We start from the raw sequence: 17,137 nt of genomic DNA, 5'->3' as shown, positions 1-17,137 counted from the left end.
CCGACAAGATTACGAAAGCCCGAACAATGGCTCTGACACCCGAATTTGACACCTTCGCCCGCGCCTATGACGCTGGGCAAAACCAGGTGGTCTATACCCGTCTTGCGGCGGATCTGGACACGCCCGTGTCCCTGATGCTGAAACTCACCGGCGCGCAGAAGGATGCCTTCATACTGGAAAGTGTGACCGGCGGCGAAGTGCGCGGTCGCTACTCTATTATCGGGATGAAACCCGATCTGATCTGGCGCTGCCGCGGTGAACAATCCGAACTGAACCGCGCGGCACGGTTTGACGCCGACGGGTTTGAGCCGCAGCCCGGCGCACCGCTGGACAATCTGCGCGCGCTGCTGGCCGAAAGCCGCATTGATCTGCCAGAGGACCTGCCGCAGGCCTCTGCCGGTCTGTTTGGCTATCTTGGCTATGACATGATCCGTCTGGTGGAACATCTGCCCGATGTGAACCCGGACCCGCTGGGCCTGCCGGATGCGATGATGATGCGCCCGTCGGTGATTGCGGTTCTGGATGGGGTCAAGGGCGAGGTGACCGTTGTGTCCCCCGTCTGGGCCAATGACGGCCAGACCGCCAAAGCGGCCTATGCGCAGGCGGCTGAGCGGGTGATGGATGCGGTCCGTGATCTGGAACGCGCCATGCCGGGCGAAAGCCGTGATCTGGGCGAGGCCCATGAGATCGGCGAGCCAACCTCGAACTTCACCCACGAAGGCTACAAAGCGGCTGTTGAGAAGGCCAAGGACTACATCCGCGCAGGCGATATCTTTCAGGTCGTACCCGCACAGCGCTGGACGCAGGATTTTCCGCTGCCGCCTTTTGCGCTGTACCGGTCGCTGCGTCGCACCAACCCCTCGCCGTTCATGTTCTATTTCAACTTCGGCGGGTTTCAGGTGATCGGGGCGTCGCCGGAAATTCTGGTGCGTGTCTTTGGCCAGGAGGTCACCATTCGCCCGATCGCCGGCACCCGCCCGCGCGGTGCGACGCCCGAAGAAGACAAAGCCAATGAACTGGATCTGCTGGCCGACAAGAAAGAGCTGGCAGAGCATCTGATGCTGTTGGATCTGGGCCGCAATGACGTCGGTCGCGTCGCCAAGATCGGCACGGTAAAACCGACCGAAGAATTCATTATCGAACGCTACAGCCATGTGATGCATATTGTGTCCAATGTGGTGGGCGAACTGCACGAGGACAAAGACGCGCTGGATGCCTTCTTTGCCGGCATGCCCGCAGGCACCGTTTCTGGCGCGCCCAAGGTCCGCGCGATGGAGATCATCGACGAGCTGGAGCCGGAAAAACGCGGCGTGTATGGCGGCGGTGTGGGCTACTTCAGCGCCGGCGGCGACATGGATATGTGTATCGCCCTGCGCACGGCAATTGTGCAGGATCAAAAGCTTTATATCCAAGCCGGTGGCGGCGTGGTCTATGACAGCGACCCGCAGGCCGAGTATATGGAGACCGTCCACAAATCCAATGCCATCCGCCGTGCGGCGGCAGATGCGGCCCGCTTCACAGGCAATGGCAACCGCTAACGGGTTTACCCCTCAAGACGTGACAAAGGGGGAGCGTTTGATCGCTCCCCCTTTTTTTGGTCGGTGGATCAGCTGGCCTGTTCTAGCGGCTGCTCATCAAAGCTGTCGAAATCGGCGTGAACCTCTTGCGGCGGCGGGGCCACCGCTGCGGGTGCTCCGCCGCCGGAGCGCAGGGTGAACTGGCCCAGAAGATCGGTCATCCCGTTGGTTTCGCTGTTGAGCGTTTCAATCGAGCGGCTCGACTCTTCGACCATCGACACGTTCTGCTGGGTGACCTTATCCAGCTGCGACACACCCAGATTGACCTCGTTCAGCCCCCGCGCCTGTTCGCCGGTTTCGCGCGAGATCCCTTCGATCATGGTCGAGATTTCATTGACGTTGGCGACCACCTCGGTCAATGCCCGACCCGCGCCGCCGACGCGTTCCACCCCGTCTTTGACATGTTCCACACTTCCGGTGATCAGAGATTTGATCTCATTGGCCGCCTGCGAGGAGCGCTGCGCCAGCACCCCGACTTCCTGTGCAACCACAGCAAAGCCTTTACCCACAGAACCCGCCCGCGCAGCTTCGACACCGGCGTTCAGCGCCAGAAGGTTTGTCTGGAAGGCAATGTCGTCGATCACGGAAATGATCTGCGAAATCTGGTTGGAGCTTGATTCAATCTCGGTCATGGCGGCAATCGCATTTTCCACAACCCGGCCACTTTCATCGACATTGCGGCGGGCAACATTCACAGCGTCTTCGATGCTTTGAGCGTTTTTGGCCGTGGTATTCACGCTGCGGGTCATTTCCTCCAGCGCCGCTGCGGTTTCTTCCAGGGTCGCCGCCTGCCCTTCGGACCGGGTCGCCAGATCATTGGACGCTTGATTGATTTCGCCAGACTTGTGCTGGATCTTGCCACAGGCAAGGACCACATCGCTCAGCAGCGCATTCAGACGGTCCACGGTTTCATTGTAGTTTTCCCGCAGCGGTTCGTAGTCTTCGTTAAACCGTGTCTCAATCCGTTCGGTCAGGTCGCCAGAGGCCAATTGGGTCAGCCCCTTGCGCAGGCGTTCAATGACTTTCTCGCCTTCTTCGCGCAGTGCGTTCTGTTCCTGCAGGGCGATCACCACCCGTTCAGACACCGCATCAATGTCGCGGGCAATTTCGCCAAAATCATCGGCCCGCATGCGGTCGGCGATTTTGATGCCAAAGTCGCCCTCGGCCACCAGACGCAGCTGCTCGCGAAGCCGTGCGATTGGGTTAAAGATCGTGCGCGTGACACTGCGAGAGCTGAGCGCGACCACAACAATCGACACAAAGGAAAAAGCCAGGTTGGTGTAAAGCAGCTGAATGTCATGCGCCCGCGCGGCCTCCGCGGTTTCCTCTGCAAGGGAGACAATCGCGTGTTCCAGAGGCTCTAGGGCTGCTTCCAACTGATCGTAGACGTCGATGAAATGCGGGAAATCCTGCGCTGCCAGTTGCGCGTCAGTGAAGGCCTCGACCATGAGGATTTCGGCAGATGCGATATATGCCTCGCCAATGGGTTCAACAACGGCGCGGGCCTGCGCCACCTCGGCTGGCAGTTCCAGATCGTGCAGCGTTTTGATGGCCTCGCGGAAACGGGTCGCGTCCTTGTCCATCTTAGTTTCGATCTTTTGACGTTTTTCCGGATCTGCCCCTTCGCCCAGAAGCAGCGCATAGACCACACCTGCTTCGACCGCGTCATGCATCATGTCCACAGTCATTTCCTGTTTCAGGACATTGGTGATGTGGATCTGCCGTTCCAGTTCCAGCTCGCTCTGCCAGAGGCTGTAGACGCACAGACAGGCCATCACACTCACGGTGAAGATGGAGATGAAAGCGGCAAAATTCAGCCGGAACTTCATGGGGACGGTTCTGAACATTGGGAACTCTCGCTGCGAAAATCCCCCTCAGGTTGTGGCTACACTTATTAACGAGACCAAAACCTACACCGCCAATTCCACATTTTTTCGGCTTTTTTTTGATAATTATGAAAAAGGCGCCCCAAAAATGGGACGCCCTATCAAAACTTATAGGTGTCGGCTTAGCCGATGATGCCACCGTCTTCGCGTTTGACGACCACAACCGCAGAGCGCGCCAGTTTGCCTTCGCCATCGGGGAACGGCGCTTTGGGGTGCTGGATGCCAACAAACATCGAACGACGGTCCGCAGACCAGCACAGGCCGGTGACCTCTGCGCCGTAAGGCACAGTCATGAAGCGGACGATTTCGCCGGTCACAGGATCGCCAACCAGCATCTGGTTGTTGCCCTGACCTTCGAAGTCGCCTTCGTTTTTGTAATTGCCGTCGGTCTGGATCCACAAGAGACCAGAGGTGTCGAAGGCCATGCCATCGGGGCTGTTGAACATATTGCCCGGATGCACATTGGAAGAGCCCGCGTATTCGTCGTTGTGAACATTGGGGTTGCCGCACATCACATAGAGGTCCCAGTCGAACCCGATGGCGGTGTAGTCTTCGTTTGCCGGGCGCCAGCGCACGATCTGACCGTAGTTGTTCGCGTCACGCGGGTTGACCGCATTGGCCGCGGTGTCATCGCCACCGGCGTTCGGCTTGACGCCGCGGTTTTTGTTGTTGGTCAGCGCACAGTAAGCCTCAACCGCGATCGGGTTGGCGGCGACCCACTCGGGACGGTCCATGGTGGTCGCGCCAACAGCGGAAGCGGCCATACGGGTGTGAACGTAGATTTCGATCTCGTCCATGCCGGTGGTTTCCGGCGTCAGCGCCAGCCATTCGCCGCGACCGTCTGCGTTGAACTTGGCGGCATAAAGCGTACCTTCGTTCAGCAGGTTTTCAGTGTCGCCACCCGGCTGATACACGCCGTTGGAAACATAGCGGTACAGGTATTCGCCGCGCTCGTCATCGCCGAGGAAGACAACAACACGGCCGTCTTTGGCGATCACAACTTCGGCGTTTTCGTGCTTGAAGCGACCCAGCGCGGTGCGCTTGACCGGCTTGCTTTCCGGGTCGGTCGGGTCGATCTCAACGATGTAGCCAAAACGGTTCGGCTCGTTGGGGTTTTTCGACAGGTCGTAACGGTCGTCGAACTTCTCGTAGTCGTAGCGGCTTTCGCCTTTGATGCCATAACGCTTGAAGCCCGGGGTCTGTTCAAACGCCGCGTCGGTGGAGCCAAAGTAGCCGTTGAAGTTTTCTTCGCAGGTCAGATAGGTGCCCCAGGGCGTTTTACCGGACCCACAGTTGTTCATGGTGCCCAGAACCTCAACACCGGCCGGGTCGGCTGCGGTTTTCAGCAGGTCGTGACCGGCGGCCGGGCCTGCAATGCGCATCGGGGTGTTGTGGTGGATGCGGCGGTTAAAGGGGCTGTCGACGACGATGTTCCAGCCGTTTTCGCCCTCGGCGACTTCCATCACGGACACGCCTTGCAGGTTCTGCATTTTCAGAACGTCAGCCGCGGATGTCGGCTTGCCATCTTCGTTCTGCGGCAGGTTCAGCTTGGGGTTCAGGTATTCGTGGTTCACAGCGATCAGCTGCTTGTCGCCCACCTCGAACAGCTCCATACCGTCGGTGTTTTCGCCAAAGATACGGTCGGACACGGCGTCGCCACCGGTCTCGTGGCTGAATTCCGGCGCGTCAGAGAACAGCGGATCACCCCAACGTGCGAGGATCTCCCAGGTGTAGCCTTCGGGCACATGCACGGTTGCGTCGGTGGCGATTTCGATCGGAGAAAACGCGAAACGCTTGGTGGTTGCGGCCTCGACCGAGGCGGCAGAGGACATCAGCGCTGCGGTGGCGCCAGTGCCCATGGCCGCTGCGCCAGAACCAAAGGCCACAAGGCCGCTGAGGAAGCCACGACGCGACAGAGCGCTCTCGACCACGCGGTCAAAATCATTTTCAGACGGGCGAGGATCGTGAAGTTCGTCCCATTCATCCCAAGACAGGTCAGTGCGATTATCAGTCATGTGCTGGCTCCCTAAGCTGACATTCCTTCGATATTGTGTCGAAGGTTAATACGCGGCAGCAGGTAGTCTACGGGTATGACAGACATGCGACAGAGCGGGCAAATTTTGGCCGCTTTGTCAGGCTTTCTTGATCAACGCGCCAGCATCCATTCCAGGGCGTCAATTCCTGTAGGTTTTGCGACAGCAGCAGCGTCAGCGGGTCAGAAGCAGCCGCAGGCTGGCAGAGGTCGGCATCAGCGCCACGCGGCTGGCCCGGTCCTGCAGACCCCACATCAGCAGCGCCGAAATGGTGTCTGGTTTCAGGCGACCCAGCATCAGAACCGCCCCTTCCTGCCCGGCACGAAACGCCGCCTGGTCCAGGAAACGCCGGATCGCGCGCGGATCCTGTCCTGCGCCATCAAAATCGCGGAACACCACGCCAGACGGCACGCCTTCGCGGTGGGCCAGCTTTTGCACGGTATTGAGCCCCTTGTCCTGCATCACCAGACCATAGCCCATGTCGCGGGCCAGCGCGGCCACCTGACTGGCCAGCGGGCGGTTCCCCTGCACGCCGGTTTCGACCCCTTCAAGGATCCCCATGGCGCCGGGCAATTCCCCCAGCCAGACCGGCAGTGCGGTTTCCGCATCCTGCGCCGAGGCAGAGCGTGGCAGATCCGCAAGGACCATGACCTCAAACCCGGCCGCCCGCCGCGCCGCCATCCGCTCTGCCGCGTCTGGCAGGGCGGGGTCGATGGCAAAGGTCAGCGGATAGGGGAAATCGGCCAGCGCTTCGGCCCCAACAGAGCCCTCTTCCTCGATCAGAATGATCGACATATAGGGCTGGCCCTCGACCAGTTTCGAGGGCGCAGAATTGGCCTCAAACGGCGGCAGCAGGCTGTCGGTTCCCGCAACAGTCGGCGCGGCGCTTTCTGCGGTGTCGCGTTCGGTCAGCGGTTTCACCGGCGTGCCCAGGCGTGGTGTCACGGTGGTGGTGTCTTCTTCTTCCTGCGCCCCGGCCTGAGGCAGGTCTGCCATGCGCACGCCGTCGCCAGAACCATCGCCCAGATCGGCGGCGGTGGGCGCCGGGGTTTCGGAGGGCGCTGCAATGCTATCTTCTTCCGGGGTCAGATCTGACACCTCTGGAAGCGGTGTCGGCTGGGTCGCATCATTGCCAAGGCCGCTGTCCGGTGCGGAAGGCGCATCCGGCAGCGCCGCCACATCCGTCAGCCCGGTGCCACTGTCGTCGCTGATCTGCGGGATCTGCGGCGACTGGACTTCGGCAGAGACAGGCGCCTGTGTGGTTTCCTGTGTGGTGGCGGGTGCCTCTGGCAGGGGGACAGGCGCTGCGGTGTCGGTGTTCACCGTTGGCACGGCCTCTGAGGCAGGTTCGGGCAGCGGCTGTAGCGCGCTGTCTGGCGCGCCAGCGTTTGCGGTGTCCTGCCCAGTATCCTGCCCAGTGTCTTGCACGGTGTCTTGCAAGTCAGGACTTTGAACGGCGGTGGCGCTGTCGCCACCCTCCAGAGCCGAGGCTTCGGTTCCGGCTGCGGGTTTATTGACCGCTGTGGTGTCGAATTCCGCCGGTTGGTCGGCCCCTGCGGCGCTGTCGCCTGCCGGGCTGCGGGGGGCGGTTTCCACCAGATCGGCATCCGGCGTGCCATCCGTTTCCGGCTGCGCACCCGCCTCCAGTTCAACCGGCGTTTGCGGCGCTTTGATGTCGCTGACCTCGACCGATTTCGGCAGGGGCACCGACAGGGACACCATTGCCGCCCCGCCCATGGCCACCAATGCGCCCACGCTCACTCCACCAAGGAAACCTCGCATCCGCTTCTTGCCCCGTCTCTGTCCTGTTTCTGCCGCCCCGGCCCGACCGAGGAGTTTCGTGCGTTTATCGCCGAATTATTGGCTATGTTTGTCACTGTCGCAGGGCTTTGACCAGCGCAATTGGCCGAACTGCTCTTGACGCTGCCCATCATCCCTGAACATGTATGTTGCGACCACTATACTGCGGCGGCGCCCTGCGCCACCAGCCCTTAAAAGAGCCTGCCAAGATGTTGCTGCTAATCGACAACTACGACTCCTTCACCTACAACCTCGTGCACTACCTCGGAGAGCTGGGCGCCGAGATCGAAGTGCGCCGCAATGACGCCATAGACGTGCAAGAGGCCATGGCGATGAACCCCGCCGGTATTCTGCTGTCTCCCGGGCCCTGTGATCCGGCGCAGGCGGGCATTTGCCTCGCCCTGACCGAAGCCGCGGCTGAGACCAAAACCCCGCTGATGGGCGTCTGCCTTGGTCACCAGACCATTGGTCAGGCCTTTGGCGGCAATGTGATCCGCTGCCACGAAATTGTGCACGGCAAGATGGGGCTGATGCATCACAAGGACAAAGGCGTCTTTGCCGGGCTGCCCACCCCGTTTGAAGCGACCCGCTATCATTCGCTGATCGTGGAACGCGAAACCCTGCCCGACTGTCTGGAAGTCACCGCTGAACTGGAAGATGGCACCATCATGGGCCTGCAGCACAAAGAGCTGCCCATTCACGGCGTGCAGTTTCACCCCGAAAGCATTGCCTCGCAGCACGGGCACGCGCTGTTGAAAAACTTCCTCGACGTGATGAAGGTGGACGCATGAGCGACGCGCTGAAGCCGCTGATCGGCGCTGCCGCAGATCGCCCGCTGACCCGCGAAGAGGCCGAAGCGGCCTTTGGCGTGTTGTTTGACGGCGCCGCCACACCCAGCCAGATCGGCGGTTTGCTCATGGCCCTGCGCACGCGCGGTGAAACGGTGGATGAATACGCCGCCGCCGCTGCGGTGATGCGGTCCAAATGCAAACCCGTCACCGCACCTGCGGGCGCGATGGACATTGTGGGCACCGGCGGCTCTGGCAAGAAAACCCTGAACATCTCCACCGCGGCGGCCTTTGTGGTGGCGGCCTGTGGCGTGCCGGTCGCGAAACACGGCAACCGCAAACTGTCGTCGAACTCTGGCTCGGCTGATGCTTTGGGGGAACTGGGTGTGCAGACCATGGTCGGCCCCGAGGTGGTTGAAAAATCCCTGTCCGAGGCCGGCATGGGGTTTATGATGGCGCCGATGCATCACCCGGCGATTGCACATGTGATGCCCACCCGTCAGGAGCTGGGCACGCGCACGATCTTCAACATTCTTGGTCCGCTGACCAACCCGGCCGGCGTCAAACGCCAGCTGACCGGCGCGTTCTCTCGCGACCTGATCCGCCCAATGGCGGAAACGCTCGGCAAGCTTGGCTCTGAAAAGGCATGGCTGGTGCATGGCTCTGACGGCACGGATGAGCTGACCATTACCGGCGTGTCCTGGGTGGCTGCGCTGAATGAGGACGGCACCGTGTCGGAATTCGAGGTCCACCCCGATGACGCAGGGCTGCCGACCCATTCCTTTGCCGATATCACCGGCGGCACGCCGGCAGAAAACGCCACCGCCTTCCGCGCGGTGATGGATGGGAAGCCTTCGGCGTATCGCGATGCGGTTCTATTGAACGCCGCCGCGGCACTGCTGGTGGCCGGTCGTGTGGACGATCTGAAAGCCGGTGTTGCGCGTGCAGCAGAAGCAATCGACACCGGCGCGGCCAAAGCCAAGCTGGACACCGTCGCCCGCATCACCACCGAAGCCGCCGCCGCCACGAATGAGGCTGCTGGATGAGCCTACCGGAGGGATTGGGGGCCTGGGCAGAGCTGCCGTTCTTTCAGGACGGCAGCCTTGCCGCGATTGAGGCCAAGATCGCCGAGGACAGCCGCACAATCCTGCCGCCGGACCACCAGCGCTATGCGGCGCTGGAGCTGACGCAGCCGGATGCGACGCGGGTGGTGATCCTTGGTCAGGACCCCTATCCCACCGAAGGCCACGCCCATGGGCTGGCCTTTTCCGCTGAACCCCATGTGCAGCCCCTGCCCCGGTCGCTCTATAATATCTACCGCGAGTTGCGCGACGATATTGGCACCGCGCCCGACACCGCCGACCTGCGCCCCTGGGCAAAACAGGGTGTGCTGTTGCTGAACACGGTTCTGTCGGTGCCAGAAGGCGAAGCCAATGGGCACAAAACCTTTGGCTGGCAGGCGCTGACCCATCAGGTCGTCACCAAGGCGTCAGAACAGCCCACCGCTTTTGTGCTCTGGGGGCGTCAGGCACAGGCGCTTGAAAAATACATCACCGCTGGCGATCATCTGATCCTGAAAACAGCGCATCCCTCGCCGCTCTCGGCCAATCGCGGGTTCTTTGGCTCGCGCCCCTTCTCAAAGGTCAATGATTGGCTTACATCGCGCGGCGAAACACCGATCATTTGGGCATAAATCCGGGGTTTTTCCCTTCGGGTCCTGCGGCCCGACACAAGAATAAAGAAAGGCGCAGCCATGGCTGAAAACGTTCTGGACCGCATCAAGGCCTATAAGCTCGAGGAAGTGGCGGCCGACAAGACCGTCAAATCCCTCCATGACGTCGAAGAAGAGGCCCGCGCCTCCTCTGCCCCGCGTGGCTTTGCCAATGCGCTGAAGCTGGCGTCGCGCGATGGTTATGGCCTGATCGCCGAGATCAAGAAAGCCTCCCCCTCCAAAGGTCTCATCCGCGAAGACTTCAACCCGGCGGAACTGGCCAAGGCCTACGAGACCGGCGGTGCCACCTGCCTCTCTGTGCTGACCGACACCCCGTCCTTCCAAGGGGCCAAGGAATTCCTGGTCCAAGCCCGCGCCGCCTGCAGCCTGCCCGCGCTGCGCAAGGATTTTATGTATGACACCTATCAGGTGGCCGAAGCCCGCGCGCTGGGGGCGGACTGCATCCTGATCATCATGGCCTCTGTCTCGGACGCGCAGGCGCAAGAACTGGAAGCCTGTGCCTTTGAATGGGGCATGGATGTGCTGCTCGAGGTGCACGACGCCGAAGAGCTGGAGCGCGCAAGCCATCTGAAGTCGCCGCTGATGGGCATCAACAACCGCAACCTCAAAACCTTTGAGGTCACGCTCGACACCACCCGCGACCTGTCGCGCATGGTGCCTGCGGGTCGGATGATTGTCTGTGAAAGCGGTCTGTTCACCCCTGATGATCTGGCCGATATGGCCCGTTACGGGTCGCGCACCTTCCTGATCGGCGAAAGCCTGATGCGGCAGGACGATGTGGCCAAAGCAACCCACGACCTGCTGGCCAACCCGCTGATCCCCGGCGCGATGTAAGGACACCCAAGATGAGCCTCACGCATTTTGACCAAAAGGGCGACGCCCATATGGTGGATGTCTCGGACAAGGACGTCACCTCCCGCATTGCCGTTGCCGAAGGCCATGTGAAAATGGCGGCTGAAACCTATGCGATCATCGCAGAAGGCCGCGCCAAAAAAGGCGACGTGCTGTCCGTGGCCCGCCTTGCGGGCATTATGGGGGCCAAACACACCGCCAATCTGATCCCGCTGTGTCACCCGCTGCCGATCACCAAGGTCGCCGTTGAACTGACGCTGGACCCGGACCTGCCCGGCGTGCGCATTGAGGGCACCGTGAAGACCACCGGCCAGACCGGCGTCGAGATGGAGGCGCTGACCGCCGTCTCCACCGCCGCGCTGACCGTCTATGACATGGCAAAAGCCGTGGACAAGGCGATGGAGATCGGCGGCATCCGTGTGATCCTGAAAGACGGCGGCAAATCCGGCCGGTATGAGGCTTAAATGAGCGAGATTTTTGTGTTGAAAGACGCGCGCGCCTGTTTCCGAGGCGACAAGTTTGTTGTGCTAGCAGGTTCAAAAGCAAGCCTTACTTGGGCGACCACTAATTCAACTACAGACCGAAGCAACAGCATCAACATAAGAAACGTCATGATACGAAATGGTGACCTAGAGCTTTCTCAAAGCGAGGCTTGCTACGTGTTTTCAAAAGACTATGAATTTAACAAGCCTACTCCCGCTGCCGATGTTGTGAATGGACACCCAACTAGCGGTACGCAAGCTTGGAAAGTCTGCGGTTCCACTAAAACACTAAGAACATGGCTCGACGAACAACTAGGAGACGTTAAGTGATCTCCGTCTCTGACGCCCGCGCCGCGCTGCTGGCGCTGGTTGACCCGCTTGCGTCTGAAACCGTGCCACTGGCGCAGTCCGCTGGACGTGTTCTGGCAGACCCCGTCTCGGCCCGGCGCGACCAGCCGCCGTTTTCGGCCTCGGCCATGGATGGCTATGCGGTGAATGCCACCGAGGTCGAGTTGCACGCTATGTTCAAGGTCATCGGCGAAGCCGCCGCAGGCCACGGGTTTGACGGCAAGGTCGGCGCAGGCCAAGCGGTGCGCATTTTCACAGGTGCACCGGTACCCGAAGGTGCGGATTTTGTGGTCATTCAGGAAGACGTCGACCGCAAAGGCAATCTGATCACCATTCTGGACGAGCCGGGCGCCAATTCAAACATCCGCCCCAAAGGCGGCGACTTTGCCATTGGCGACACGGTCTCTGCCCCGCGCACCCTCACCCCGGCGGATGTGGCGCTGCTTGCGTCGATGAACATCGCGCAAGTGCCCGTCGCGCGCCGTCCCGTTGTGGCGGTGATGTCCACCGGTGACGAATTGGTCATGCCCGGCGAAACACCCGGACCCGATCAGATCATTGCCTCCAACAGTTTTGGCCTGAAAGCCATGTGCGAGGCCGCTGGCGCCGAGGTGCGCATGCTGCCCATCGCGCAGGACACGGTGCAGTCCCTGACCACCGCGTTTGAACTGGCCAAAGGCGCCGATCTGGTGGTGACCATTGGCGGTGCCTCGGTCGGTGACCATGATCTGGTCGGCGATGTGGCGGTGTCTTTGGGGATGGAGCGGTCATTCTACAAGGTCGCCATGCGCCCCGGAAAACCGCTGATGGCAGGTCGCATGGGCGACATGGCCATGGTGGGCCTGCCCGGCAATCCGGTGTCCTCGATGGTCTGCGGCCAGATCTTTCTGCTGCCCATGATCCGTAAAATGCTGGGTCTGTCCGCAGAACAACCGCCTTTGCAGAGCGCCCGCCTGATCGCGCCGCTGGCCAAAAACGGACCGCGCGAACATTACATGCGCGCGCAGGTCACAGCCGACGGCATCCGCGCCTTTGAAAGCCAGGACAGTTCGCTTCTGACCGTTCTGGCCGACGCCAATGCCCTGTTGGTGCGCCCGCCCCATGATGACGCGCTTGAGGCCGGGGCCTTGGTGCAGTTCCTGCCGATCTGAAGTTTTTTTGTTTTCCTGACGTTCCCCCCTTGTTCTGCCGTTGACACAAAACGGGAACAGAATTAGAACGAAAAGAAAGGTAGGCGCCCCGATGGGCGCACTCCGTTCAGAAAAGGGGACAGGTCATGCTGACCAAGAAGCAGTTGCAACTTCTGGAATTTATTCATGCACGTCTTCAGGCGGACGGTGTTCCGCCCAGCTTTGATGAAATGAAAGTGGCGCTGGATTTGCGGTCCAAATCCGGCATTCACCGCCTGATCACCGCATTGGAAGAACGCGGCTTTATCCGCCGCCTTGCGCACCGCGCCCGCGCGATCGAAATTGTGAAACTTCCCGAAAGCATGGGCGGCACGTCCGAGGCTGCGGGCTTTACCCCCAAGGTCATCCCCGGCGGCAAAGCCGAGACTGACACCGAAGAGCCCCCCACCCCGCTGAGCAGTGGCGCAATTGATCTGGAAGTCATGGGTCGCATTGCGGCAGGTATCCCGATTGAGGCCATTGGCGAAGGGGCGCAGCATGTGTCGGTGCCCAATGCGATGCTGGCCTCGCAGGGGCAGCATTACGCGCTGGAGGTCAAGGGTGACTCTATGATCGAAGCGGGCATCAACGATGGCGACGTTGTGGTGATCCGCGAAACCAGCACCGCGCAGAATGGCGAAATCGTCGTGGCCATGGTAGACGGCTATGAAGCCACGCTGAAACGTTACTTCCGCAAGGCCAATACGGTCGAGCTGGAAGCCGCCAATCCCGATTTCCCAACCCGCAGCTTCCCTGTTGGCAAGGTGGAGGTCCAAGGGGTTCTGGTCGGTCTGATCCGTACCTACTAAGGCGGTTTGGCGCGGGCGCGCTCCGCGCCTGGACTCCGCGCCTAGAACCGTGCCTGCCTGTTTATTGGGGGCGCGCCGCTCCACAGTCTGGCGCCGGTGACCTGACGCACCGAGGTCACCGCCCCCTCCCGATCAATCGACAGGCTGCCCAGATCGCGCAGCGTTCTGGGGTCATAGACCGTGCAGCCACCGGCGCGCAGGCGATCGCCCAAATCCCCGGCGGCGACACTGAACACCAACACCGTTCCCGGCGAACAAGAGGTCAAACTGGCCTGCCCCGTTTTGCCAATCACATGCTGGATTTTCAGGGCACCAGCTGTGGTTTCAACATGCGCCGTAAAGATCCGCGCGTGATCTCCTGCGGGCCAGCGACCGGCGGCTTCGGCTTGATGGGCGCTGTCACCGTCATGGGCCAGCCAATTGCGGGCGACAAACCCACGGGCTGTGTCACGGGACAGCGCGCGTCCCTTCTCTGTCAGCACGCCGACCAGCCCCCCTCCCTGCGAGATCAGGGCCAGCGGCCGGTCGGTCTGGCCCCAAATCCACAGCGCACAGATGATCGGAACAAGCCCGCCCAGACGCCCGCGCCCCTGCCACAAACAGATCCACAGCCCACCGAAGGCAAGGATCCCCAGAACATGCGTCGCAGGCATGACCACAACAGCCTTGGCCCCCGGCCAATGGGACACCCAGTCTGCCACGCCCAAGATGTGCGCAAGACCAAGGTCCACGATCCAATAACCGATCCAACCCAGCCCCACCGGCTCCAGACACAGGATCAACACCGCCGCAGGCGCAACCACAAAGCCCATCACCGGAACCGCCAGAAGATTGGCGATCAGACCATAGTGCGACACGGTATTGAAATGCGCCGCCCCAAAAGGCGCGGTGGCAAGCCCAGCCACCAGCGAAGACAGCACCAAGCCAGCACACCAGCGCAGCCACGCCGGGTGGTGCCAGTACCCACGCCATCCGCGCAGGGCGGCAAAGCACACCACCAGCGCCAATGTGGCCGCAAAGCTCATCTGAAAGCCGGGGCTCAGCAGGCTTTCAGGGCGTCGGATCAGCACAATCAGCGCCGCAAGCGCAAGCGCGCGCAGGGAAATCGCCTGACGGTCCAGCAGCACCGCCCCCAGCATCACCGCCACCATGACAAAGGCCCGTTCGGTGGCAATGCCCGCGCCCGACAGCAGCAGATAGGCAAACCCTGCCGCAAGCGCGCCGAGGGCCGCGATCTTTTTCACCGGAACATGCAGGCGCCAGGCGGGGATCAGGTTCAGAACCAGCCGCAGCAGGGAAAACACCACGCCGGTGAACAACCCCATGTGCAGGCCCGAAATCGCCAGAAGATGCGCCAGATTGCTGTCACGCAGGTTCTGCAGCACGTCCGTCGACACATGGGCCCGGTCCCCGACAACCAAAGCAGCCGCAACCCCGGCGCTGCGGGGAGGCAGCGCGGATCGCACATGGTCGGACACCCGCGCGCGCAGCGCGGCCAGCCAGGGCGCGGCACCCTCTGCCCGATGTAAAATCGGCACGTTTGTATAACCGCTTGCGCCGATCTGCAGGAAATACATATGCCGTCGAAAATCAAAACCGCCGGGTTCTACCGGGCCTTGGGGCGGCATGAGGTGGGCGGTTGTCATCACCCGAGCGCCAATGTCCGGCACGTCCCCCTCCAACGACAGGCGCACCTGTGCGGGCGGGTTTCGCACGCCATCCAGCCGAACCTGATCCAGCGTGATCCGCATCCGGTCGCTGGCCGACCGATCCGTGGCGATCACCCGGCCTTCGACCACGCCGTAATACCGAAACTCCAGCACGGGCCCCGCCAGCATCTGGCTGCGCAGGCCCATATGGCAAAACCCCAGCAAACAAATGGCAAGCCCCGCACAAAGGATCGCCAGACCCTCGCGAAACCGCATATAGATCAACAGGGCCACCATCGAGACCAGACAGCACAGCGCGTAAACTGTCGTCTCAGGTTCAAACTTCAATGCAAAATAGACCCCAATGCCGGTCCCGAAACAGACCGGCACCCAGGAAAACAGATGGCCGCGCTGGCGTTCCACCAGGTCATGCACCATCCCATAAAGGGTCTTGGAAATGCGCATGCTTGCTCCTCGCCTTCTGGCTCGGTAGACAGGCATCAAATCTATGCCAGCAATGGTTTCCAAAAGGTAAATCCACCCATGTCCCAACCGGTCGTCACCCGCTTTGCCCCCTCGCCCACAGGCTATCTCCACATCGGAGGCGCCCGCACCGCGCTGTTCAACTGGCTGTATGCCCGCGGCCGTGGCGGCAAATTCCTGCTGCGCATTGAGGACACAGACCGCGAGCGGTCGACCCCCGAGGCCACAGATGCGATCCTGAAAGGCATGGCATGGCTGGGTCTGGATCATGATGGCGACGTCATCAGCCAGTTCGAGCGCGCAGACCGCCACGCGGAAGTGGCCCACCAGCTGCTGGCTGAGGGCAAAGCCTACAAGTGTTTTGCCACCCAGGATGAGATCGCAGCCTTCCGCGAGGCCGCCAAAGCCGAAGGCAAATCCACCCTCTATCGTTCCCCTTGGCGCAATGCTTCAGCGGACACCCACCCCGATGCACCTTATGTGGTGCGCATCAAGGCGCCGCAGTCCGGCACAACGGTGATCCGCGACGAAGTTCAGGGTGAAGTTTCCATCAAAAATGAGCAGCTCGACGACATGGTTCTGCTGCGCTCGGATGGCACGCCGGTCTACATGCTGGCCGTGGTGGTGGACGACCACGACATGGGGGTGACCCATGTGATCCGGGGCGATGATCACCTTAACAATGCGGCGCGTCAGATGGTGATCTACGAGGCAATGGGCTGGCCGGTCCCTGTTTACGCTCACATTCCGTTGATTTTTGGATCGGACGGTAAAAAACTGTCGAAACGTCACGGTGCAACCGGCGCCGAAGAATATCAGGCGATGGGCTACCCTTCGGCAGGCATGCGCAACTATCTGGCGCGCCTTGGCTGGTCCCACGGGGACGATGAATTCTTCACCGATGCGCAGGCGCGTGAGTGGTTTGATCTGGGTGGAATTGGCAAAAGCCCGGCGCGTTTTGACTTCAAAAAGTTGGAAAACATCTGCGGCCAACATATTGCGATCACAGAAGATTCCGAGATCATGCGCGAAGTCGCGGGCTATCTTGACGCCGCAGGCGAACCGGCGCTGTCCGAGGGGCAAGCCAAGGCGCTTGAAGGTGCACTCTATTGCCTCAAGGGGTCGGCCCGCACCTATCCGCAACTGATCGAAAAGGCGCGCTTTGCCCTTGCGTCACGTCCGCTGGATCGCGACGAAAAGGCGGAAAAAGCGCTTAATTCTGTATCCCAAGGTATACTGAATGAATTGACGCCGCAGTTGCAAAATGCTAGCTGGACCCGAGAAGATCTTGAGGCCGTGCTGAATGATTTTGCAGCCGCGCAGGACACCAAATTTGGCAAACTAGCAGGCCCCTTGCGGGCCGTGCTGTCGGGCCGAGCGGTCACGCCCTCGGTCTTTGACATGATGATCATTCTGGGCCGCGAGGAAACTCTGGCCCGGCTCAAAGACGTGACGGGCTGACCTGCGACGTTAAGTTGTAGGTAAGCCTGATCCGCTAGCACTACGCCTGCGCCGCCAGTGGTGGCACA

At 61.2% G+C, this 17,137-nt stretch carries 14 protein-coding genes; 10 read left to right on the top strand and 4 right to left on the bottom strand.

Features of this window, described 5'->3' with window-relative positions; all coding sequences use genetic code 11:
* The first annotated feature begins 26 nt into the window (after positions 1-26).
* Positions 27-1,538 (top strand): anthranilate synthase component I, encoded by a 1,512-nt coding sequence (trpE, locus tag TRM7557_RS17855; RefSeq protein ID WP_058291558.1) that lies wholly within the window; start codon positions 27-29, stop codon positions 1,536-1,538.
* A gap of 68 nt (positions 1,539-1,606) precedes the next feature.
* Here trpE and TRM7557_RS17850 read toward each other — a convergent pair whose 3' ends face one another.
* The 3 genes from TRM7557_RS17850 to TRM7557_RS17840 form a co-directional block, all read right to left on the bottom strand.
* A complete protein-coding gene (locus TRM7557_RS17850) occupies positions 1,607-3,424 on the bottom strand; it encodes a methyl-accepting chemotaxis protein (RefSeq protein WP_082626647.1) in 1,818 nt (605 codons plus the stop codon).
* Positions 3,425-3,585: 161 nt separating this feature from the next.
* Complete coding sequence (locus TRM7557_RS17845; protein ID WP_058291556.1) at positions 3,586-5,478, bottom strand: PhoX family protein; 1,893 nt, start codon at positions 5,476-5,478, stop codon at positions 3,586-3,588.
* A 192-nt stretch (positions 5,479-5,670) separates the two neighbouring features.
* Positions 5,671-7,251 carry a divergent polysaccharide deacetylase family protein gene (locus TRM7557_RS17840; RefSeq protein WP_328586556.1) on the bottom strand — a complete coding sequence of 527 codons (1,581 nt, stop codon included), beginning with the start codon at positions 7,249-7,251 and terminating at the stop codon, positions 5,671-5,673.
* Positions 7,252-7,505: 254 nt separating this feature from the next.
* Here TRM7557_RS17840 and TRM7557_RS17835 point away from each other — a divergent pair, with 254 nt between their 5' ends.
* The 8 genes from TRM7557_RS17835 (at position 7,506) to lexA (ending at position 13,476) form a co-directional block, all read left to right on the top strand.
* Positions 7,506-8,087 (top strand): anthranilate synthase component II, encoded by a 582-nt coding sequence (locus tag TRM7557_RS17835; RefSeq protein ID WP_058291554.1) that lies wholly within the window; start codon positions 7,506-7,508, stop codon positions 8,085-8,087.
* A complete protein-coding gene (gene trpD / locus TRM7557_RS17830) occupies positions 8,084-9,130 on the top strand; it encodes an anthranilate phosphoribosyltransferase (protein ID WP_058291553.1) in 1,047 nt (348 codons plus the stop codon). The genes TRM7557_RS17835 and trpD overlap by 4 nt, the downstream gene beginning before the upstream one ends.
* Positions 9,127-9,777 (top strand): uracil-DNA glycosylase, encoded by a 651-nt coding sequence (locus tag TRM7557_RS17825; protein ID WP_058291552.1) that lies wholly within the window; start codon positions 9,127-9,129, stop codon positions 9,775-9,777. The genes trpD and TRM7557_RS17825 overlap by 4 nt, the downstream gene beginning before the upstream one ends.
* 60 nt (positions 9,778-9,837) lie before the next feature.
* Complete coding sequence (trpC, locus tag TRM7557_RS17820; RefSeq protein ID WP_058291551.1) at positions 9,838-10,650, top strand: indole-3-glycerol phosphate synthase TrpC; 813 nt, start codon at positions 9,838-9,840, stop codon at positions 10,648-10,650.
* An 11-nt stretch (positions 10,651-10,661) separates the two neighbouring features.
* A complete protein-coding gene (gene moaC / locus TRM7557_RS17815; RefSeq protein ID WP_058291550.1) occupies positions 10,662-11,132 on the top strand; it encodes a cyclic pyranopterin monophosphate synthase MoaC in 471 nt (156 codons plus the stop codon).
* Positions 11,133-11,480, top strand: coding sequence for a DUF4357 domain-containing protein (locus TRM7557_RS19670; RefSeq protein ID WP_074941829.1), 348 nt, complete (start codon positions 11,133-11,135; stop codon positions 11,478-11,480).
* Positions 11,477-12,649, top strand: a complete 1,173-nt coding sequence (locus TRM7557_RS17810; RefSeq protein WP_058291549.1) for a molybdopterin molybdotransferase MoeA — start codon at positions 11,477-11,479, stop codon at positions 12,647-12,649. Before TRM7557_RS19670 ends, TRM7557_RS17810 begins: the two co-directional genes overlap by 4 nt.
* A gap of 125 nt (positions 12,650-12,774) precedes the next feature.
* On the top strand, positions 12,775-13,476 hold the full coding sequence (gene lexA, locus TRM7557_RS17805) for a transcriptional repressor LexA (protein ID WP_058291548.1): 702 nt from the start codon (positions 12,775-12,777) through the stop codon (positions 13,474-13,476).
* A 41-nt stretch (positions 13,477-13,517) separates the two neighbouring features.
* Here the strand turns inward: lexA and TRM7557_RS17800 are convergent, their stop codons facing one another.
* Positions 13,518-15,590, bottom strand: coding sequence for a ComEC/Rec2 family competence protein (locus tag TRM7557_RS17800; protein ID WP_058291547.1), 2,073 nt, complete (start codon positions 15,588-15,590; stop codon positions 13,518-13,520).
* Between the two features lie 78 nt (positions 15,591-15,668).
* Between TRM7557_RS17800 and gltX the strand changes: the two genes are divergently transcribed.
* A complete protein-coding gene (gene gltX / locus TRM7557_RS17795) occupies positions 15,669-17,069 on the top strand; it encodes a glutamate--tRNA ligase (protein WP_058291546.1) in 1,401 nt (466 codons plus the stop codon).
* Positions 17,070-17,137 lie beyond the last annotated feature (68 nt).

The organism is Tritonibacter multivorans (assembly GCF_001458415.1).
Taxonomy (GTDB): Bacteria; Pseudomonadota; Alphaproteobacteria; order Rhodobacterales; family Rhodobacteraceae; genus Epibacterium; species Epibacterium multivorans.
The sequence above is the reverse complement of the archived record's forward strand: the minus strand, read 5'-3'. Positions and strand labels throughout refer to the sequence as shown.

Bases quoted from the DNA above. Each gene is read 5' to 3' on its own strand.
- trpE (WP_058291558.1), top strand. From the start codon at position 27: ATGGCTCTGACACCCGAATTTGACACCTTCGCCCGCGCCTATGACGCT.
- TRM7557_RS17850 (WP_082626647.1), bottom strand. From the start codon at position 3,424: ATGTTCAGAACCGTCCCCATGAAGTTCCGGCTGAATTTTGCCGCTTTC.
- TRM7557_RS17845 (WP_058291556.1), bottom strand. From the start codon at position 5,478: ATGACTGATAATCGCACTGACCTGTCTTGGGATGAATGGGACGAACTT.
- TRM7557_RS17835 (WP_058291554.1), top strand. From the start codon at position 7,506: ATGTTGCTGCTAATCGACAACTACGACTCCTTCACCTACAACCTCGTG.
- trpD (WP_058291553.1), top strand. From the start codon at position 8,084: ATGAGCGACGCGCTGAAGCCGCTGATCGGCGCTGCCGCAGATCGCCCG.
- TRM7557_RS17825 (WP_058291552.1), top strand. From the start codon at position 9,127: ATGAGCCTACCGGAGGGATTGGGGGCCTGGGCAGAGCTGCCGTTCTTT.
- trpC (WP_058291551.1), top strand. From the start codon at position 9,838: ATGGCTGAAAACGTTCTGGACCGCATCAAGGCCTATAAGCTCGAGGAA.
- moaC (WP_058291550.1), top strand. From the start codon at position 10,662: ATGAGCCTCACGCATTTTGACCAAAAGGGCGACGCCCATATGGTGGAT.
- TRM7557_RS19670 (WP_074941829.1), top strand. From the start codon at position 11,133: ATGAGCGAGATTTTTGTGTTGAAAGACGCGCGCGCCTGTTTCCGAGGC.
- lexA (WP_058291548.1), top strand. From the start codon at position 12,775: ATGCTGACCAAGAAGCAGTTGCAACTTCTGGAATTTATTCATGCACGT.
- TRM7557_RS17800 (WP_058291547.1), bottom strand. From the start codon at position 15,590: ATGCGCATTTCCAAGACCCTTTATGGGATGGTGCATGACCTGGTGGAA.
- gltX (WP_058291546.1), top strand. From the start codon at position 15,669: ATGTCCCAACCGGTCGTCACCCGCTTTGCCCCCTCGCCCACAGGCTAT.